Origin of the sequence: Photobacterium sp. GB-50, assembly GCF_003026755.1 — a bacterium.
GTDB lineage: Bacteria > Pseudomonadota > Gammaproteobacteria > Enterobacterales > Vibrionaceae > Photobacterium.
Genome location: NZ_PYNX01000002.1, coordinates 400,029 through 419,652, shown reverse-complemented (window position 1 = coordinate 419,652; position 19,624 = coordinate 400,029). Strand labels below are relative to the sequence as shown.

At 38.7% G+C, this 19,624-nt stretch carries 17 protein-coding genes; 7 read left to right on the top strand and 10 right to left on the bottom strand.

Annotated features, from left to right (window positions below; all coding sequences use genetic code 11):
• Position 1: 1 nt before the first annotated feature.
• Both pgl and zwf read right to left on the bottom strand, forming a co-directional pair.
• Positions 2-727, bottom strand: a complete 726-nt coding sequence (gene pgl, locus C9J41_RS04540) for a 6-phosphogluconolactonase (RefSeq protein WP_107206312.1) — start codon at positions 725-727, stop codon at positions 2-4.
• A gap of 2 nt (positions 728-729) precedes the next feature.
• Positions 730-2,229 carry a glucose-6-phosphate dehydrogenase gene (gene zwf / locus C9J41_RS04535; RefSeq protein ID WP_107206311.1) on the bottom strand — a complete coding sequence of 500 codons (1,500 nt, stop codon included), beginning with the start codon at positions 2,227-2,229 and terminating at the stop codon, positions 730-732.
• A 604-nt stretch (positions 2,230-2,833) separates the two neighbouring features.
• Here zwf and C9J41_RS04530 point away from each other — a divergent pair.
• Both C9J41_RS04530 and C9J41_RS04525 read left to right on the top strand, forming a co-directional pair.
• Positions 2,834-3,169, top strand: coding sequence for a PBPRA1643 family SWIM/SEC-C metal-binding motif protein (locus C9J41_RS04530; RefSeq protein WP_107206310.1), 336 nt, complete (start codon positions 2,834-2,836; stop codon positions 3,167-3,169).
• A 111-nt stretch (positions 3,170-3,280) separates the two neighbouring features.
• Positions 3,281-3,748: an RNA methyltransferase gene (locus C9J41_RS04525; RefSeq protein ID WP_107294265.1), complete on the top strand. Its 468-nt coding sequence runs from the start codon at positions 3,281-3,283 to the stop codon at positions 3,746-3,748.
• 77 nt (positions 3,749-3,825) lie between these two features.
• On the opposite strand, the gene C9J41_RS04520 is transcribed toward C9J41_RS04525, so the two are convergent.
• Complete coding sequence (locus C9J41_RS04520; protein ID WP_107206309.1) at positions 3,826-5,892, bottom strand: GGDEF domain-containing protein; 2,067 nt, start codon at positions 5,890-5,892, stop codon at positions 3,826-3,828.
• The gene (locus tag C9J41_RS04515; RefSeq protein WP_233220383.1) at positions 5,889-7,064 is read right to left on the bottom strand and encodes an extracellular solute-binding protein; all 1,176 of its coding nucleotides are present in this window, start codon (positions 7,062-7,064) and stop codon (positions 5,889-5,891) included. Before C9J41_RS04515 ends, C9J41_RS04520 begins: the two co-directional genes overlap by 4 nt.
• A 372-nt stretch (positions 7,065-7,436) precedes the next feature.
• Here C9J41_RS04515 and C9J41_RS04510 point away from each other — a divergent pair, with 372 nt between their 5' ends.
• Entirely contained in the window at positions 7,437-8,003 is a 567-nt protein-coding gene (locus C9J41_RS04510) for a C40 family peptidase (protein ID WP_107206308.1), read from the top strand.
• Between the two features lie 286 nt (positions 8,004-8,289).
• Here the strand turns inward: C9J41_RS04510 and C9J41_RS04505 are convergent, their stop codons facing one another.
• The 3 genes from C9J41_RS04505 to C9J41_RS04495 all read right to left on the bottom strand — a co-directional run bounded on the left by C9J41_RS04505 (position 8,290) and on the right by C9J41_RS04495 (position 10,694).
• The gene (locus C9J41_RS04505) at positions 8,290-9,465 is read right to left on the bottom strand and encodes an amino acid permease (RefSeq protein ID WP_107206307.1); all 1,176 of its coding nucleotides are present in this window, start codon (positions 9,463-9,465) and stop codon (positions 8,290-8,292) included.
• A gap of 416 nt (positions 9,466-9,881) precedes the next feature.
• On the bottom strand, positions 9,882-10,124 hold the full coding sequence (locus C9J41_RS04500; RefSeq protein ID WP_107206306.1) for a hypothetical protein: 243 nt from the start codon (positions 10,122-10,124) through the stop codon (positions 9,882-9,884).
• Between the two features lie 186 nt (positions 10,125-10,310).
• Positions 10,311-10,694 carry a DUF805 domain-containing protein gene (locus C9J41_RS04495; protein WP_107206305.1) on the bottom strand — a complete coding sequence of 128 codons (384 nt, stop codon included), beginning with the start codon at positions 10,692-10,694 and terminating at the stop codon, positions 10,311-10,313.
• Positions 10,695-10,964: 270 nt separating this feature from the next.
• Here C9J41_RS04495 and C9J41_RS04490 point away from each other — a divergent pair, with 270 nt between their 5' ends.
• Positions 10,965-13,505 carry an Ig-like domain-containing protein gene (locus C9J41_RS04490; RefSeq protein ID WP_107294264.1) on the top strand — a complete coding sequence of 847 codons (2,541 nt, stop codon included), beginning with the start codon at positions 10,965-10,967 and terminating at the stop codon, positions 13,503-13,505.
• A gap of 82 nt (positions 13,506-13,587) precedes the next feature.
• Here the strand turns inward: C9J41_RS04490 and C9J41_RS04485 are convergent, their stop codons facing one another.
• From C9J41_RS04485 to C9J41_RS04475, 3 genes are all read right to left on the bottom strand, one after another.
• The gene (locus C9J41_RS04485) at positions 13,588-13,863 is read right to left on the bottom strand and encodes a hypothetical protein (protein ID WP_107206303.1); all 276 of its coding nucleotides are present in this window, start codon (positions 13,861-13,863) and stop codon (positions 13,588-13,590) included.
• Positions 13,864-13,964: 101 nt separating this feature from the next.
• Positions 13,965-15,230 (bottom strand): NupC/NupG family nucleoside CNT transporter, encoded by a 1,266-nt coding sequence (locus C9J41_RS04480; protein ID WP_107206302.1) that lies wholly within the window; start codon positions 15,228-15,230, stop codon positions 13,965-13,967.
• Positions 15,231-15,540: 310 nt separating this feature from the next.
• Entirely contained in the window at positions 15,541-16,455 is a 915-nt protein-coding gene (locus tag C9J41_RS04475) for a LysR family transcriptional regulator (RefSeq protein ID WP_107206301.1), read from the bottom strand.
• 450 nt (positions 16,456-16,905) lie between these two features.
• Between C9J41_RS04475 and C9J41_RS04470 the strand changes: the two genes are divergently transcribed.
• The 3 genes from C9J41_RS04470 to pstA all read left to right on the top strand — a co-directional run bounded on the left by C9J41_RS04470 (position 16,906) and on the right by pstA (position 19,618).
• On the top strand, positions 16,906-17,727 hold the full coding sequence (locus C9J41_RS04470) for a phosphate ABC transporter substrate-binding protein (protein WP_107206300.1): 822 nt from the start codon (positions 16,906-16,908) through the stop codon (positions 17,725-17,727).
• A gap of 86 nt (positions 17,728-17,813) precedes the next feature.
• Positions 17,814-18,725: a phosphate ABC transporter permease subunit PstC gene (pstC, locus tag C9J41_RS04465; protein ID WP_107206299.1), complete on the top strand. Its 912-nt coding sequence runs from the start codon at positions 17,814-17,816 to the stop codon at positions 18,723-18,725.
• A gap of 5 nt (positions 18,726-18,730) precedes the next feature.
• Complete coding sequence (pstA, locus tag C9J41_RS04460) at positions 18,731-19,618, top strand: phosphate ABC transporter permease PstA (RefSeq protein WP_107206298.1); 888 nt, start codon at positions 18,731-18,733, stop codon at positions 19,616-19,618.
• Positions 19,619-19,624 lie beyond the last annotated feature (6 nt).

The window sequence follows — 19,624 nt, the reverse complement described above, 5'->3', positions numbered from 1 at the left end:
ATTATTCTCCTTGCGCCAGCAGTTTTGCCGCTGCTGAATCTAAAAACCATTCTGTTTTGCCATTTACGGCTTTAATTTTCGCTGCAGGATAAGCAAGAGCTTCTGCAGGCGTATTATTAATTTCTTGCAATACTTCAGCTTTGCTTTCACCTAACACTAGGTAGGTAATACGATCCGCATTTTCAAGTAAGCGCGCTGTTTTTGAAATGCGTTTTTGACCGCTATCTGGATGTGTTGCAATCACAGAAAGCTCAGGATCGTCAAAGTCTGTTTGGTTCGGGAATAATGATGCTGTATGCCCATCGGTTCCCATACCCAATAAAATCCAATCAAATGCAGGTAAGCCATTTTTAAGTGGAATTTCTGCATCCATTTCCTCTGCAAATCGAACCACTTCTACAGCAGGATCATCTTCACCTTTAATACGGTGAATATTGCCAGCTGGAATATCGATTTGTTGGAACAATAACTCGTTTGCTTCACCGAAGTTACTTTCCGGGTCGGTTGGCTCAACACAACGCTCATCGCCCCACCAAAAGTGTAAGTTGCTCCAATTAACATCTTTCGCATAAGGTGCTTGCGCTAATGTTTTAAACAACAGTTTTGGTGTACTCCCACCAGAAAGCGATATATGGACAGGCTTCACCTGCTTGCTCATTGCCATCATGGTGTCAGCTAATGAAACGACAACATCCTGCGGTGTTTCAAATACGCGATAATTAATCATGCTTATAGCTCACAATAGTCAGTGTTTGCTAAATTCTTACAAGGAAAACGCCACTCACGATTACTTGATGCAAGTAAGTCATCAGCTTGTTTTGGTCCCCACGTACCTGCGGCATAACCAAATAAGTGTTCTGGGTTTTCTTTGTATTCAAGAATTGGTTGAACAAATTTCCAACAAGCGCGAACAGCATCTGTACGTGCAAACAAGGTTGCATCTTGCTTCATACAATCAAGAAGTAAACGTTCGTACGCTGTCAGCATATGGGTTTCTTCAAGCTTGTCGTAATGGAAGTCCATTGATACTTCTTGAGATTCAAAACCTGCCCCTGGTTTTTTAAGACCAAAGCTCATTAGAATCCCTTCATCAGGCTGAATACGGATAATTAGCTTGTTCTCAGGTGCATTTTCACCAAACACTGGGTGCGGTGTTTTCTTAAAGTGAATAACCACTTCCGTCACACGTGTTGGTAGTCGTTTACCTGTACGAACGTAGAATGGCACACCATTCCAACGCCAGTTTTGAATAAACATTTTCATACCAACGTAAGTTTCAGTACGTGAGTCTTCCGCTACACCTGGTTCTTGGCGATAACCTAACAAATGCTTACCACGAGCATCTGATTCCGTGTACTGACCCAACACTAAGTTATTTTTAAGATCATCATCTGATAATGGTTTAAAGCTTTGCATCACTTTAACCACTTCATCACGGATAGAATCAGCATTAATTGCAGCAGGCGATTCCATACCAACCATTGCCAATACTTGCAGCAAATGGTTTTGGAACATATCTCGAACAGCACCAGCACCGTCGTAGTAGCCACCACGATCTTCAACGCCTAATGATTCAGACGCAGTGATTTCAACGTAATCAATAAAGTTACGATTCCAAAGCGGCTCAAACATGCCATTTGCAAAGCGGAATACAAGCAGGTTCTGTACCGTTTCTTTGCCTAAGTAGTGATCGATACGGTAGATTTGGTGCTCTTGAAAACAAGCATGAATTTGCTTGTCTAATGAGATCGCTGACGCTAGATCATAACCAAATGGTTTTTCAACAATCAGGTTTTTCCAACCTTCTGTCTCATCATTTAGGCCATGAGCGGCTAGACATTCTGGGATCACGCCGTAAAGGCTTGGTGGTGTCGCGAGGTAGAAAACAGCGTTACCTTGGGTATTGTGCGTTACTTTGAAAGTATCTAAGCGTTCTTTCAAGACTGCATATTCATCTTTATCAGACGTATTTAATGCTTGGTAGTAAAGATGCTGACAAAAATTAACCAATGTTTCGTCATCGGTTTTTTCATTTTCTGTCAAAGATTGCTTTAACTTATCACGAAATTCTTGATCGCTATATGATGTACGACTTACCCCTAAAATTGCAAAATCTTCAGGCAATAAACCATTAGCATAAAGGTGATAAAACGCAGGTATTAACTTTCGGTGTGTCAAATCACCTGACGCACCAAAAATTACAATTGAGTTATTTTCTGGTTGAACCATATCATTTTCCCATTAATTTCAGATCTTCAGACCTGCGACAGCAATCAATTGCTTGGTATAACGGGGCCTTATTATGCCGTATTTTTTTCATTCGTTACGAATAAATATGAAAAAAATAAAAAAATTTCGTTATACCTTATTATTTTTGTTAAAAAGTATAATGACTATTAACACCAACTCGATGCATAAATCGCTGACTAGACAGCGATAAATCACTAATACAGAAAATTATTACGGCTTATGTTAACAACATTTGTTATCAGTACCAGTCGAAATTTTCTATTATGCCAATAGGCTAAGCCTTTGAGCGCCGTTTCTTCTTGCGCTTTTCTTTAAAGTACTCATTATTAGAAACGATCGTCAATCTAAAAGATACCCAGACTGACGCAAACGTTTAAACGTTCACCAATTCACATTCTCAATCATACTTCATCTCTCACTTAGCCGTTCAAAATACCTTATACCGCATATGGGTTACTATTGATAAGCTCACTAATGGCGGTTATTATGCCCGCAATTTCAACCACCCACGCGGTGGTTTTTTATTCGTAACAATTAACCCACGATTATGGTTTGGGTTAATTCATGGTAAATAGGTTATCCCATGTCTAAATTCTTCTTCAAAGGTCGTATCGAAAAGAAACCAAAATATGAAAGCTTTGGTTACAACACGAAACGCGAAACCAAACTGGGCACGGAAACCAACCCACTCACATTGATTGTGAACAGCGAAGAACGTCAACAAGAAGTACAGCAGCAAGTTAATGACAACCAACTGTTTGCAAATATCACTATCAAGGCTGACATTGCAGAAGATATTGCAGAGCTAGACAGTGTTTTAAATAAACCTAAAACCACTGTGTTTGAAAAGACACCCAACCGTAATGACCCATGTTCATGCGGTAGTGGTAAAAAATACAAAAAGTGCTGTGGTAAGTAGTAACAAACAAAAAAGAAGGTATTCGTACCTGCTTTGTTTTTAGCTTCAAATACATGTCTAACTGACACCGGTTAAACATTTATTTATCTGTAATTTAAAGTAGATAGAAGTATGAGCAAAAAAAGCCAAGGCTATTCTTGTATTGGCCTATTTAATCCCAAAACACCGGAGAATGTTGGATCTGTTATGCGCGCAGCTGGCTGTTATGGTGTTAACTCGGTGTTTTATACGGGAACGCGTTATGATCATGCCGCACAGTTTTGTACTGATACAAAAAAAGCATCACTTGATATACCGCTAATAGGTGTTGAAGACTTAAAGAAAATCATTCCTATCGGCTGTATACCCGTTGCTGTTGATTTAATCGAAGGTGCAAAAGCATTACCTGACTATAAGCACCCAAAACGTGCTTTCTATATCTTTGGCCCTGAAGACGGCACCTTAAAAAAAGAAATTACTGATTTTTGTCGTGAAACGATTTATGTACCAACGAATGGTTCAATGAATCTTGCCGCTGCCGTTAATGTGATTCTTTATGATCGTTTAGCTAAAGGCGATAACTTTTCAAATCACAAATAACGCGATTAATCATAAAAAGCCACGATAACTGAATCATCAGCTATCGTGGCTTAATTTTATGCATTTTCTGATGTTAGCTACCTTGGCATTTTACCAATTTGTTCGTAATATGCTTTTTTATCTAAATACATTGCTTTATCTGCTACTTGATAAAGTGCACGTGCATCAATATTTTCAGTGCTAGCACAGCCCATAGCAAAGTGAATAGCCACTTTCTCTCCTGAAGCTAGGCGTGCATAATGCTTATCTATAACTAACTGTTGTAAACGCAACGTTAACTTATCACAGCCTACATTATCACCACCTTTGATAATAATCGCATATTCATCTCCACCGAGACGATATACCTTGTCGGTACTACGACAAACACTTTGAATAAGCCTGCCCGTTTCGATTAACAGCTGATCACCCATATGATGCCCATATTCATCATTGGCTTGCTTTAAACCATTCACATCGATCATAAACAAACCAAAGTATTGTTCTGGATATCGATGTGCAATTTTTATCCACTCATCAAGATCAACATCAAACGCTTTACGATTACTTAGCCCCGTTAATGGGTCTGTGATTGCGCTTCTTTCCAACTCTTCATTCAGTAATCGACCTTCAAGTTCTGCAGATAATTGACGAATAAATAATGAAATAATTTCATAGTCATCTCGTGCAATATTAGGGTGCTCCATCACAATAATCCCCAATAACACACCATGTGTATCGACAATTTTGAAACATTGAAGCACTTTATCGCCACTATTAATACGAAAGTAATCACTGCAATGCGCATCTGCATCAATACTCTCTAAATTAATGTTAGACAAGCCTTCACTAAACCAATTTGTATTCTTGTTTATAAATAACTGCATCCCCCATCCTGAATAAGGATACAGACTCACTAACTGCGTCATAACCGTAGAGTGAATATCACCATGTTGTAATTTATTACTAAATAACAAGAGTGACTGAAGCATGGTTCGACGTTTTTCTTCGCGCTGTAATGAGTGAGTTAACTCTAACGTCTTTTCATGTACTTTCTGCTCTAGTTGATCATTAAAAGTCATCAACTTTACATTTTTATCTTCTAAGTCACTAAGCTGGGCTTTTATTGTGGTCGACATTTTCTGAATAAGATTATTCACCATGATTAATTCAGAAAATCTTAAATCTTTATCTAATATATTATAATTGCCACCTAAACACCCCCTTACACTGTCCATAAGATAGGTTAAAGGTTTTGCGAACCAACGATACGATATTGTCGCCGTTAATAACGTAAACATAATTACAATAATAGCGACAATAGTTAATATCTTTAATGAATTAGTAAAGGGATTCTCTCCCAAATATTTATTCATGAAGACTTGAGCTTCATAAGACATTGGCTCTGCAATATATTTATTATCTATCGTCACTTCAGCCGTTTTTGATACCGTCGGCATTAAGGGATCAAGTTTACCTTTATAAACCGCAATATTATCCATGCCATTATGATGAAAAATAACGTGCTCTCCATCTTTTAAATAAGGGCGAAGAACCTTAACAATATTTTCCACAGGCACTATAACAATTAAATAACCTAACGGTTTACGCTTTAGCCCTTCCGTCAGCGTTGACTGATATATAGGTACACCTATGGCAACGCCTTTATGACTAGGGTTAAATTTATCAGGCATCAAATGTTCATCACCATAATTAAACACCCATTGATTGCCTGTACTTTTACTCGTACCCACACTCTTACTCAACAAGGTTTTCAAACTGGAGAAGGATTTTACTCCATTAATACCATTATAATTTTCTACCTCATCCCAGTTAGCATCAACCAAATAAGCCGCTTGTGCTAATGGCGTGTTATCAACTAAATTTGCTAATGTGGCATCGACATGGCTAGTCAGAAAGAAGTCATCAATGCCCTGCACTAACAACCTATCTCGTGATAACACATCTAGCGCAGTAGATAATAGATAAAAGCGATAATTAAACTCTTGTGCTAACGTTGTGGATAAACGCTCTATGAGATCAATTCGGTAATTAGTTTCAACTTCTGTTTGCTGCTTTATTAATAAACCGCCAATAATAGATGCTGGTAAAACCGCAACGAAAACCATTAATAGCGCCAGTGATGACTTTAATTTTAGTTTCATTTTTTACTCAACCGCTTCCATTGCTGAATAGCGATACGCTGCATAAATTCAGCCGTTTTTTCTGCTGATAGTCCATCTTCATAACGCTTAAAGCCAATAGCCATCGCTTGCCATGCTATCGACATTTTTATTGTTGATGGCATTGGTTTAGATAATTCAAATTGCTTAAACAATATTTGCTCATCACCTGTAGCCTGCTGCTGATAGCGATTCAATAATTTCTCTGACGTAGGTAATAAACGTGTCTCTTTATAGACCAATTGTTGAATACTTAAGCGTTGAATAAACTTAGCAAACTTTTTAATTAAGGCTTTTTTATGTAACGTGTGGTTATTGTAATTAGGTAATGACAGAAGAAATGTGCTACTCATTGGGTGCATTACATTACCATCAACAGTAGGTAATAAGGCTACGCCTAGAGCATTGCCCATTGCCTTCTTTAAATCTTGATATGCCCAATCACCATTAATCGCATACGCCTCTTTACCTTGAATAAAATCACTTTGTGAACAAGTATAATTACATTCAGGATTTACAATTTTTTGCTCTGATAAATAACGATAATATTTTAAAGCCTTAACCATTTCTGGTGTATTAAGTGATATTTCACCATCAATAATGGGCCAACCATTAAACGCAGATAAAAATGGTATAAAGTAATACATATCGAGGTAATTCCACCCAATAGGTAAAATATTTTTATCAAGCCACTTTTGCTTGGTATCGATAATGTCATGCCAACTACTCACTGGCTGAGAAACTAGCTTTTTATTATAATATAACAATAGGTTATTTCCTTGAATAACAGGAACTCCCCAATATTTATCATCAACGTACGCTGTCATCATCGCCGTTCGAGAAAGCTCTGGTGATAACCAACTTTTAGGAATACTTGATAGTTTCATTAAACTATGTAGGCCAACAAAATCAGAGGGAAAAATGACAAGATCAGGTAAACCACCATATTGTGCGCCCAGTAAAATTTCAGCTTTTATCTTCTCAGGATCAAATTGAACAAGAGAGATATTTATATTATTTTCTTTTTGAAATTCACTTACCAATAATTCAATAAAACTATTATCTTGATGCGAATACCAAAGCGTTAATCTCTCTTCAGCTTTCGCAGATAAAGAAAGAAACATCATCAGAAAAAATACTACACTTCTTAACATAACCACACCAAATACCTTTTTAGGATATCGATAAAGCGCGAACAATATTATAAATATAATACACACCTATTGATATAATCGGTATGATAGAGTATTCCCAAAAAGAATCAAACACCTACCAGTAAAACCTTATGTGACATATCAATAACTTATAGTAACAAAACGGATTATGCATTTCGTTTTACTCCCCAAAAGCACTAATATTTATATAAAATACAATAAGTTACATAATTAATTTTTATTTTTTGTTGATCATCGATAACTTAATCACCTTAATGTGAAGGGATTCAAGTAAAAAATTAACACAACTTTCATCTAACCGTTATGATGAGCTATCTTTTCCTTTTTTAAACAGCAAGCGCACATAAAGTTATGACATTACCTAAATCCTCAGTGGCACTTATCACCTGTTCTCTTTTTTTTCTTACTGCTTGTGAATCAACGGTAAATGCATCACCACAGCCCGAAGCGCTCTCAAAACAACCTGTGGTAGCTAAAACAGTTATTAAGCCATCCGTTACCCCTATCTCAAACACTGAGTTAAAAAAAGAACAAGACATGATCAACTTCGCACGTAAGTATCTTGGTACAAAGTATGTGTGGGGTGGGACAACGCCTAAAGGTTTTGATTGCTCAGGTTTCATTAAATATGTTTATAACAAGTACGATATTTCAATACCTCGTACAACAGCGGCTTACCCTAATCTTTATGATAAAAAAGTATCACTAAAAAATGCCAAAGTAGGTGATCTTATTGTTTTCACAGGAACAAATCCGAAGATTCGTAAACCAGGTCATGCTGGTATTATTACTGAAGTGGGTAAAAACACATTGAAATTTGTTCATAGCTCTTCATCTAAAAAGCATTTTGGTGTGACTGAAACCGACTATTACAAAAGTGGTTATCCAAAGCGTTACTTAACAGTAATCAAAATGTAGCACAGATAATCGAGCAATTTAGCGATAAAAGGAGCACCATGCTCCCTTTATCTGTAATCATTTCTTTACACTGTAAGATTTCCTAAAATTCTCATCATCTAGCCCTACTACCAGAAACTTTGTATTATTTGGAAAAATAACAGTGTGTGCTAGCGATACTCCTATCGCACTCCAATAGTCACTCTCTGTTTGGTATGTCTAAGTCGGTCACTTAATACATACCTAGAATAAGGGGCTGATAGATCGGTCAATCTATCAGCCCCACACTTTTACTATTACGCTTAGTTTAAATAACTTGCGCTCCAATCAAGAACAAACCAAAGCCAAAACAAACCATCATTGCAATTTGCCCACCTCCAACTTCGTAATACGCATCATTACTTATTGCTGTTTGTGTCTTACCCTCTGCTTTTCTTAAGTTAAGAGCCATCATCATAGGGATAAACACTGCAATAAACACCATAATTAAGCCCGCATAACTTAATACTGCTAAAAATTTATCTGCAGCAAATATGGCGCCTAATAATGGAAGAATAAAGGTTAAAACATACGTCACCGCACGATTTTGTTTAAATAAATCAATATTTTGGTCAAATAATGAAAGAGCTACACCAAAGAATGAAGTCAGCAACGCTAGTCCCGTAAATAATGAAAGAATGACATGGATTCCTTCAAATCGAGTGGCCAGCACATTAATTAGCTCGGAAACATTATTGAACTGTGTTAATTGCTCGTACGATAAACTTCCCACAACAGCGTAAAGCCACAATAAGTAGCACACAAGTGGAATAAACGAGCCTAGTAAAACCATATTGCGTAATTGCGCATGTGTCGCTTTGTCGTTATAAGACACTAATGATGGAATAACAGGAAAAAATCCAAAACTGGTAAATAACACAGCACTGGTTTTGATTAGATCAATACTACTGTCATTTGTTGCAGTGAAAAAGTGTGCTAGTGACATATTTGGCACTAAGGCAAAGAGCGTAATAATAAGCACTGCTAACATTAAGAGAAATAACACACGATTAAGCTTGTCAATCACACCAGTACCAGCCGCGACAATACCACCAGCAATAACAGCAAACAAAATTTGACTTTGAACTAACGAGATATCTAAATCTAAATTCAGTACCATTTTATGCACTAAGTCGCCGGCACCAATGATGTAAGCCATTAATAAACATATTAATAGTGCGTATAACAAGCCATTAGTGATTAACTGTCCACCCTTTCCTAATGATTGTTTCGCGATAGTGTTCATACCTAAACCACCGCGAACTTTAATACTGGCTTCAAGTAATAATAATGCTGAATACGTAGTACCACTCCAAATAATCAACATTAAAATTGTGCCTGACAATAAGCCAAACTGAGCCAATACCATTGGAATAGCGAGCATTCCTGCACCGAGTGCTGTACCCGCAATAATCAGCGAGCTACCTATTAATTTTAAATTCACACAATACCCTTACTTTATATATGCAACACAAAGCCTCAGCTTATGGCTGCGTATTATCAAATGATTTTAATCTTTAGATTGTCGGCTAATTAATAGCCGTGACTAAATCGAGATGAATATAAAGATAGGTTCGAAAAGACAGCCAACGAGCATTGTCGTTGAACTTGATGAATAGAAAAGTTACACAACATTAATCGTACTCCAAAAACGATATTAATAATGATGAGTGGTCATGATGTTTCATTTCGGTCAAAACGAACATCACTCATCTGTTGCAATACTAAAACACATTTCTAAAGAATGAAATAATAGATTATATCCTCAGACCAGCAATCTGCTTATATAAGCCTTCAGGGCTTGCCACCAATAGGCTTATAGAATGCTTTAACGAGAGCACTACTCAGAATAATGGGTTATCACCCCACGTGCTTTTCTGAAGCAAGGCTAACGAGAGTTAAGCGGTTAAATGAACCTGGTTTTACAGCAATTAAGCTACCGTCGCCAAACTGAATACCATCAAAGAACTGAGTACCCCATTTCACACGCTTAAAGTGTGCATAACGCGCTTTTGAATATACGGTTTCTAAAGCGTTCAACGCACCTTCACGCTTTACTTGCTCTTGAATTGCTTTACTTAATAATTTATCAGCAATAAGCATCGTTGCCTCCTACAAAAATAACCGCGCTTTCCATATTCGCTCATTTCTTTTTACCAAACACACTAAGATATGCAAGGGAACGTTTATCAATTTATACTTTTTTTCATTGGCTGCTTAAATTTCACACATAAAAAAGCCCAGAACTTTTGTCTGAGCTTTACGTTCAATATAATGATTAATTGGTATTTACACCGTGAATGAACCTTCATTTTGTTTTGGGTTGGGACCAAATCGGTTATCACCTGGCTTGCTGTCTTGTACCATAAAATAGATCAGCACTAAGATACCAACAATCGGAACAAACATGATCAGTGCCCACCAACCGGTACGATCTTGATCATGTAAACGACGGACAATCACGGCAATATTAGGGATAACAATAAACAGTGAATATAATGCCGCTAATACGCCATAGTCATCCCCAATGGTTGGTAAACCTAAAAGACTATCAGCAAACCCTAGTGCCATACTGATCAAAGCGCTAAAAAGCGTAAAAAACCAAAACTCTTTACGACGTGAACGACCATTAAACTGTGCATATTTTTTTAAAACAGCAAGATACCAATCCATTTTTCTTCCTTTAGTCCGATATTTCTAGGCTAATAAGCCTGTTACACAAAATGTATTCCTTTTTAGAATCACAGCCAAGCAATTTTAACTATCTCTTTGTTGTGAGACCGCTCAAAAATAAAAATGACATTCACTTTGTATTCTATTTACACTGTGAGTGACTTAATAAAGCTTAAAAGTTAAGCACCTTGTTTTTAACATTTATTCACTTTCTCTCGCATTATTATTCTACTCACTTTCGAGGAATTTTAACTGCAATAGGGATAGACAATGCAAAAGACACTTCTTACCTGTGCGTTAGCCGTCGCCTTTAGCACATCACATGCTTACGCGGCAGATTGTTCTAATATCGCCAAATGGCAAGCAAATATAGCCTATAATGGCGGTAGCCAAGTCCAACAAGACAACAACATCTATAATGCAAATTGGTGGTCTCAAGGCAATCAGCCTTCAAATCACTCAGGCCCTTGGCAAGAATGGACATTAGTAGACAGCTGCATGAGCAGTGGGAATCAAGATCCATCCGTAACACTGATCTCACCGCTTAATAATGCACAATTAACCGCGCAAACAGATATTACGTTAGCTGCCAACGCAAGTGATAAAGACGGTTCTATTCAACATGTTGAGTTTTTCATAAACCAACAATCTATTGCAGTTGTCGATACAGCCCCATACCAAATTAATTGGACAACGGTGCTTGGTAACTACACCATTACAGCCACAGCAACGGATAATGAAAATGCCACTAAAACAGATGTTGTGAATATTAGTGTCGTTTCAGCGAGTGAAAACCTTGCGCCAAGTATTTCAATTAGTTCACCAACATCTGATACTCCTATTTCTGAAGGCGATACGGTAACGATCACAGCCAATGCCGAAGATAAAGATGGCTCCGTCACTCAGGTAGCGTTCTTTGTTGATAACCAACTAATCGCAACAAGTTCTTCAGCCCCATTCACTGCACAATGGACATCAACGGCTGGTAATCATCAAATTACAGCCAAAGCAACAGACAATGAAAATAGTACAACCACATCAAGTGCGATAACTCTTACTGTTGATGACGTTATTGTTGGTGGTGGTTGTGGTGATATTCCAACCTTTAAATCTGGTACTGATTATCTAGCAGGTGATTTAGTAGAGAGTAATAATCATAAATACCGTTGTGACATCGCAGGTTGGTGTTCATCATCATCTGATTGGGCTTATAAGCCTGGTGAGGGACAGTATTGGACAGATGCATGGACAGATTTAGGAATTTGCGCCATTGCTCCTGACGTTAAGATCACCTCTCTTAGTGATCAACAAACGGTATTAGCAGGAACGACTCTGACGATTGATGCTGATGCTACTGATGCCGATGGTACTATCGAACAAGTCAGTTTCTATGCTAACGAACAACTTATTGACACCGTTCTCACAGCTCCTTATAGCACACAGTGGTTAGCATCAGATTTAGGTAATACCACGATTAAAGCCGTTGCCACTGATAATGAAGCGAACACGAATGAAGCTAGCGCTACGGTTACTGTAAGCGATCAGGCTCTTGTTACTAGCTTAACATCTCCAAGTAGTGGCTCTGTTGTCACACTAGGTAAAGCACTCACCCTTTCAGCAACAGCGACAGCACTAGCCGGTGATGTTCGACAAGTTGATTTCATTATTAACGGCAATGTTGTTGCAACCGATAAAACTGCACCTTATAGCAGTTCTTGGACGGCGCAATCTGCAGGTAATTACACTGTCACAGCCCTCGCTACGAATGGTAACGGTGAAACCGCACTATCAACCGCAGCCAGTGTAAAAGTTCAAGAACCGATTGAGACTCAACATAACTTAATTGGCTATTGGCATAACTTCGTTAATGGCTCTGGCTGTCCAATACGTCTTCGTGATATTTCACCCGCTTGGGATATTATCGATATCGCATTTGCTGATAATGATCGCAACAGCGACGGTACTGTTCACTTTAATTTATACAACGGTGACATTCGCAGTAGTTGTGAGCCGCTTGATCCACAACAATTTAAAGATGATGTTCGTGAATTACGCGCACAAGGTAAAATCATCGTTCTTTCACTGGGTGGTGCTGAGGGTACTATCACTTTAAATAACGATGCCGACCAAGCAAACTTTGTTTCAAGCTTGACTGATATTATTAATGAGTGGGGATTTGACGGACTCGATATTGACTTAGAAAGTGGGTCAAACTTACTCCATGGCACAGAGATCCAAGCCCGTTTACCCGTTGCGTTAAAACAAATCGAAGCCAACATTGGTGGTGATATGTATTTAACCATGGCACCAGAACACCCTTATGTTCAAGGCGGCATGATTGCTTACTCAGGAATTTGGGGCGCTTACATCCCGATGATAAATGAGTTACGTGACATGCTAAATCTGCTGCATGTACAACTATATAACAACGGTGGTTTAGCAAATCCATATACGTCAGGAGTCGCCCCTGAAGGATCGGTTGATATGATGGTGGCTTCAGTCAAAATGTTAGTAGAAGGGTTTGAACTGGCAGATGGCAGTCAATTTGCACCACTTCGCGATGATCAAGTTGCGATTGGCTTGCCGTCAGGACCAAGTTCCGCGAACTCTGGACAAGCACCAACACAAAATATTATTGATGCACTAGATTGTGTCACCAAAGGCAGTAGCTGTGGCTCGGTCGTACCGACTAAACTGTATCCTAACTTTGGCGGTGTAATGACGTGGTCAATTAACTGGGATGTTCATGATGGCTTTAATTTCTCAGGTCCTATCGGAGATAAGCTTCAACAAATGAATAGTCAACGTTAACCCGTATCCATATACGTGATAAAAAAACGCCAAGGTTGCTATTTATGCATCTTGGCGTTTTTCTTTGAAATAAGGAAAATCATTAATAGCGCTTAATTCGAACCACTTTCATCGTTTCAACTTCAAACCCTGCCACCATTATCACTTCAGGGTAATAGGTCATATTCACCTTACAGCCATTTAAACTTTGATATTTTTTCTTTCGTTTAAATTTAAATGGGACGTCGTAACCTTCAATCATCAACGTATGCAGGATCCACTCACCGTCTTCTCGCTGAGTATGTGAGCGAACTTTCAATCCATCGCTATGAATGAGTTCAGCATGTTTTGCTACAAGCTTATCCACATCAGATTTCATGATATTCGTTTCCTTTTTGTTATTTAATCGCGACTTGAAACACATATACAAAAACAGAGAGCCTCGGCTCTCTGTTTTTGTATTTTATTCTGCTTTCTATACTACAGTGAAAGAGGAATAAATAAACCTGCCAATGTCGCACTCATTAAATTAGCAAGTGTTGCAGCAAAAATAGCTTTCATACCTAAACGTGCAATCTCAGGACGACGTTGTGGGACAATACCACCTAAACCGCCCATTAACATTGCAATAGAGGTTAAGTTAGCAAAACCACACAATGCAAAGGTCACAATCGCTTGGGAGTGCTCACTTAATTTAGCGACAGTTTCTGGCTTCATTAAATCAGCGAATGCAATAAATTCATTAACGGCAATTTTAGTACCGATCAAACTTGCAGCGGTTGTTGCTTCTGACCATGGCACACCAATTAACCATGCAACAGGCGCAAATAGATAGCCAAAGATCATATCAAGGCTTAAATGATGTAAACCATCCCAGTTAAAACCTAACCACTGACCCAAAGAGGCTAACCAGTTACCAATATGACCTAAGCCGCCATTCACAAGCGCGATTAAACTGATAACCGCCAGTAAACTTGCGCCGACTGCCATAGCTATTTGTAAACCACTTAACGCACCACGAGAAGCGGCATCAACCATATTAACTGGTTCGTCTTCTTCACCATCGTCTTCTTCTTCCATGGTGTGAACACCTTCAGTCTGAGGAACAAGCAACTTTGCCATCATCAAACCTGCAGGAGCAGACATAAAGCTTGCTGCGATAAGGTACTTAAGCTGAACACCTAATCCCGCATATCCCACCATGGTACCACCAGCAACAGATGCTAAACCGCCAACCATTACTGCGAATAATTCTGAACGTGTCATTCGAGCCAAAAATGGTCGAACAACTAAAGGCGCTTCCACTGAACCGACAAAAATATTAGCCGTTGCAGACATTGACTCTGTACGTGTTGTACCCAGTAGCTTTTGTAATATGCCACCAATCGTACTGATCACCCATTTCATAACGCCTAAGTAATACAGTACAGAAATTAGCGCAGAGAAAAACACAATTGAAGGCAAAACGTTAACAGCGAAAATGAAACCTAATTTAAATTGTGCTAATTGACCGAACAGAAATTCCGTACCTTCATGGCCATATTCAAGAATACCGGATACGGCACCAGATATGCTGTTTAAAACTACACGACCAATAGGAATGTATAAAATGAAGCCCGCAAAAATAACTTGAATACAAAATGCACCCAACACGCTACGCCAATTAATTGCACGACGATTTTCTGAAAATGAAAAACCAACGGCAAAAATAACAATAATGCCTAAGATGCCGACCAAATAATGCATGGTCAATCTCCAATGTGTAGTAGTAAACGATTGCGGGGGGATTCTATTGAGAAATAAAAACGTGACAAGGATCAAATTGTTATTACAATTAACAATCGAGAAACAAAAAACACAGGAAACGGCTACTTTTCAAGCTAAGCAAACGAAAAGCGTTTGATTGGTTCTTATATGGGATAGTATTGTTCCCATAATTTACAATTAGAAACATTTAAAACAGCGTTTAGCTAACCGTTTGCGTCACGCTGCTGTTTTTTACATCATATGATTGATGAAAATAAAGACTTACCAACATGAAAAGTTTAATGGCTCACTATACCTGACATGAGATATTCCCTAACGCGATATGTTCACGAATAAACTCAATAAAAAGATTCACCTTCGAGGGTAAATACTTATGGCGAGGATAAACTGCATACAATGGCATATGTTGTGTTAACTGCCAATCAGGCATTAACCGAATTAATTTACCTTGGCGGATTTCATCTTTTAATAAATACGTCGCTAAGTACCCTACTCCATTACCAGAAATGGTTGCATCGCGTATTGCATCAGCAGAATCCACTCGATAATTGCCCGTTACCTTCACCTGTTGTTCTTCATTACCTAAGCTGAAATTCCAAATATTGTCTTTACGCTCACGACTAAAATACGTAATACAATTGTGATGTTGTAAATCATCAGGATGATAAGGCACACCATATTTTGCTAAATAATCAGGGCTCGCGACTAAAACAAAGTCACAATTTGTTAAGTGGCGAGCAACAAAACCTTGAGGAGGAGAATCCATAAAACCTATCCATAAGTCTAATTGCTCTGAGATCAAATCAACACGATGATCAAATAAGCTGAGTTCAAGATTAACTAATGGGTTTTGTTCATGAAATTCATTGATATAAGGCGCCACATGATTTGAAGCAAATGACTGGGCAATACCCACCCGTAATGATCCTTGCTGGCTATCACCAAAAATCAACAGCTCACTCTCAGCTTCATTAATTTCATCGACAACAACTTCGCAATGTTTCGCAAAAATTCGCCCTGATTCTGTTAACGCAAAAGAACGTGTTGTTCGCTGTACGAGTTGTACACCTAGACGTTCTTCTAATTGTTGAACCAGTTTACTCACTTGAGTACGCGAAATTTCCAGTAATTGAGCAGCCTTTGTAAAACTCTTCTGCTTGGTTAGAGCATTAAACACCACCATTTGCTGCGCTTTTTTTAACATCGATAGCCTTTATTAACATAAAAAGTCTGGTTAGGAAGTCATTACAATTTAACTATCCATTACAACCGTTCATTTTACTATAGATAAAGTGTCAAACAACTTTCTGATATAGAGGCTCATATTCATATCGTAAATAAGCTTTCATCTAACAACGATTAAGTTCTACGCATCGTAACATTCAATCTTTGAGAATATAAATAGGTGAAAAATCGCTCACAAGCAGCTGTAACTATATAAATTACCCCATAAAAACAAGATACCAAATAGCGATAAAGCACACTTACCGCTTTAATAACATTCAATTAACGCCCCAATTAATCCCTATTAAGTATTTGTGACAACATTCATAGAGTGTTCAAAGTTCTGAAACATAAGTGTCACACAACTTTCCTAATCTTTGTCACGTTCATTTATATCTACAGTAATAAGCAACCACGAAGGACTAGGAAAATGAAAACAAAGATTATCGGTGCAATCGCTTTAGCAGGAACAATGGTAGCTAGCACTGCAGCAATTGCAGGTGAAACTATCTCTGTTGTAGGTTCAAGCTCAGTAACACCGCTTATGGAAGTTTTTGGTGAGACTTACGCGAAAGGAAACGATGTAACAGTAGAGGTTCAAGGCCCAGGTTCATCAGCTGGCATTCGTACTGCACACGATGGCTCAGCCGATTTTGGTATGTCTTCTCGTGCACTTAAAGCATCAGAAGAATCGCCTGAAGTACAAGAAGTGGTTATTGCTCGTGACGGTATCGCTGTTGTTGTTAATAACAACAACCCGGTTTCTGACCTAACAAAAGAGCAAGTTGCAAAAATCTATAAAGGTGAAGTAACTAACTGGAAACAAGTTGGCGGTGAAGATAAGCCAATCGTTGTTGCTACACGTGATACAGCATCAGGCACTCGTGGTGCTTTTGAAGACATCATGAAACTAAAGAAAAAAATCAATGGCGTTAAAGTTTCAGCTATTTCACAGAAAGCACAAGTTGCTAGTGGTAATGGTCAGCTGAAAACAACCGTTGCAAACAACCCATTTGCTATTGGTTATATCTCTTTAGGTTCAGTAGATAATACTGTTAAACCTCTAGCGATCGACGGTCACAAACCTTCTGTTGCTGCAATCAAGTCTGGTGACTACACAGTACAGCGTCCATTCCTTGTTGTGTTCAAAGAAGGCCGTCCATCTGCTGAAGCGCTAAAATTCCTATCTTGGATGAAATCAGCAGACGCACAGAAAATTGTTGAAAACAAAGGCTTCATTTCTACACATTAATTAGTATTTTACGCTCAGCTCATTAGGGCTGAGCGTTTTTTGTTTGTCAGTAACCGGTCACTTTTGTACTGGTTCTGGAGTAAGTAATGACCATCGCGAATATTGAAAAAACAGCAAAGAGCACTTCTTCGCTAAAATCAAAAAAACGAATTGATTGGCGAGAAATAGTCTTTAAAAATCTATTTATGCTAAGTGCCGCTATCGGCATTTTATCTCTTATTACCATTGGCTACTTTATTTTCCGCGAAGGTTATGCTGCCTTTGCGCAAGCTGGTGTAGCTGGTATCGTCCTTGGTACTGATTGGTTACCACCAGCGCTATACGGCATTGCACCAATGATCGTTGCATCACTGGTTTCAACGGCTGGTGCTGTTGTGTTAGGTGTACCCATTGGTGTTTTAACTGCTATTTTTATTGCAGAAGTAGCCCCAAAACGTCTAGCCGATTTAATTCGTCCAATGATCGAACTATTAGCTGGTATTCCTTCTGTCGTTTATGGTTTCTTTGGCTTAGTTATTATCGTGCCGCTTATCCAAGAAGTGTTTAATGTCCCTGCTGGTAACACTATTCTGGCGGGTATCATCGTGCTTGCCGTCATGATCTTACCAACAGTTATTACGGTATCTGAAACCTCTATTCGCGCTGTACCTCGTGCGTATAAAGAAGGGTCTTTAGCATTGGGAGCATCATCGATGTTCACCATTTTCAAACTACTGGTTCCGGCAGCTCGCTCAGGCATCATGACTGGCGTCATCTTAGGTGTTGCTCGTGCTCTAGGTGAAACGATGGCAATTATTATGGTGATGGGTAACTCCCCTGCTATGCCTGATGGTCTATTAGAGTCGGCACGTACACTAACGGCAAATATTGCTATCGAAATGTCTTACGCAACCGGTATTCACGCCAGTGCATTGTACGCTACAGGTATTGTCCTTCTGGTTTTCATCATGATGCTAAACGGCGCGCTTTTGTTTTTAAACCGTGAGCGTGCGAGGTAAAAGTTATGTCATTAACAGCAAATACATCGGTATTGGCCAAAGCCAACCCGCAAGCACAAAAACGTAAAGATCAGATCGCTTTATTTTTAATTTGGTTATCAGCAGGTATCACGGTTGGTTTTTTACTTTGGGTGATTTGGTACATTTTAAGTAATGGTCTAGCCCATGTTAATTGGTCCTTTATTACTTCTGGCTATACCACTATTGGCCAAGAGTCAGGAATTTGGCCAATGATCGTCTCAACTATCTATATGGTTATTGCTTCTATCTCAGTTGCAGCACCGTTAGGTATTATGACGGCTATCTACTTAACTGAATACGCAAAAGTAGGCAGTCGTTTAGTTAAAGTCATTCGATTCTGTACAGAATCACTCGCTGGTATTCCATCAATTATTTATGGTTTATTCGGTATGACATTCTTCGTGGTTGTTATGGGTTTTGGCTATTCAATTTTATCGGGTGCATTAACACTCAGTATTTTGATTCTGCCTGTTATTATTCGAACCACAGAAGAAGCACTAATGGCTGTTCCTCAAACCTACCGTGAAGGTTCTTATGGTTTAGGCGCATCTAAAATTTACACCATCTGGCGACTTATTCTTCCTAGTGCAATGCCAGGAATTGTAACAGCTATCATCCTCAGTGTCGGTCGTGTTATTGGCGAATCCGCACCGGTATTTATGACCGCAGGTATGGTTGCACGTATACCTGAAAGTGTTTTTGACTCTGGTCGAACGCTTACCGTGCACCTTTATAAGTTAACCCAAGAACTTTACACCGTTCATGAATGGAATCAGGCATACGGTACTGCCACTGTTCTTATTGTGATTGTTCTTATCATTAACTTAATTACCAAACTAATTGCGAGCCGTTTCAACACTGCGACTTACTAATTTTGA

What these genes read in the sequence shown, in the direction of transcription:
- C9J41_RS04475 (WP_107206301.1), bottom strand. Translation starts at nt 16,455, where the DNA reads ATGTTAAAAAAAGCGCAGCAAATGGTGGTGTTTAATGCTCTAACCAAG.
- pstA (WP_107206298.1), top strand. Translation starts at nt 18,731, where the DNA reads ATGTCATTAACAGCAAATACATCGGTATTGGCCAAAGCCAACCCGCAA.
- C9J41_RS04530 (WP_107206310.1), top strand. Translation starts at nt 2,834, where the DNA reads ATGTCTAAATTCTTCTTCAAAGGTCGTATCGAAAAGAAACCAAAATAT.
- pgl (WP_107206312.1), bottom strand. Translation starts at nt 727, where the DNA reads ATGATTAATTATCGCGTATTTGAAACACCGCAGGATGTTGTCGTTTCA.
- C9J41_RS04490 (WP_107294264.1), top strand. Translation starts at nt 10,965, where the DNA reads ATGCAAAAGACACTTCTTACCTGTGCGTTAGCCGTCGCCTTTAGCACA.
- C9J41_RS04515 (WP_233220383.1), bottom strand. Translation starts at nt 7,064, where the DNA reads ATGTTAAGAAGTGTAGTATTTTTTCTGATGATGTTTCTTTCTTTATCT.
- C9J41_RS04485 (WP_107206303.1), bottom strand. Translation starts at nt 13,863, where the DNA reads ATGAAATCTGATGTGGATAAGCTTGTAGCAAAACATGCTGAACTCATT.
- C9J41_RS04495 (WP_107206305.1), bottom strand. Translation starts at nt 10,694, where the DNA reads ATGGATTGGTATCTTGCTGTTTTAAAAAAATATGCACAGTTTAATGGT.
- C9J41_RS04500 (WP_107206306.1), bottom strand. Translation starts at nt 10,124, where the DNA reads ATGCTTATTGCTGATAAATTATTAAGTAAAGCAATTCAAGAGCAAGTA.
- C9J41_RS04480 (WP_107206302.1), bottom strand. Translation starts at nt 15,230, where the DNA reads ATGCATTATTTGGTCGGCATCTTAGGCATTATTGTTATTTTTGCCGTT.
- C9J41_RS04520 (WP_107206309.1), bottom strand. Translation starts at nt 5,892, where the DNA reads ATGAAACTAAAATTAAAGTCATCACTGGCGCTATTAATGGTTTTCGTT.
- zwf (WP_107206311.1), bottom strand. Translation starts at nt 2,229, where the DNA reads ATGGTTCAACCAGAAAATAACTCAATTGTAATTTTTGGTGCGTCAGGT.
- pstC (WP_107206299.1), top strand. Translation starts at nt 17,814, where the DNA reads ATGACCATCGCGAATATTGAAAAAACAGCAAAGAGCACTTCTTCGCTA.
- C9J41_RS04470 (WP_107206300.1), top strand. Translation starts at nt 16,906, where the DNA reads ATGAAAACAAAGATTATCGGTGCAATCGCTTTAGCAGGAACAATGGTA.
- C9J41_RS04525 (WP_107294265.1), top strand. Translation starts at nt 3,281, where the DNA reads ATGAGCAAAAAAAGCCAAGGCTATTCTTGTATTGGCCTATTTAATCCC.
- C9J41_RS04510 (WP_107206308.1), top strand. Translation starts at nt 7,437, where the DNA reads ATGACATTACCTAAATCCTCAGTGGCACTTATCACCTGTTCTCTTTTT.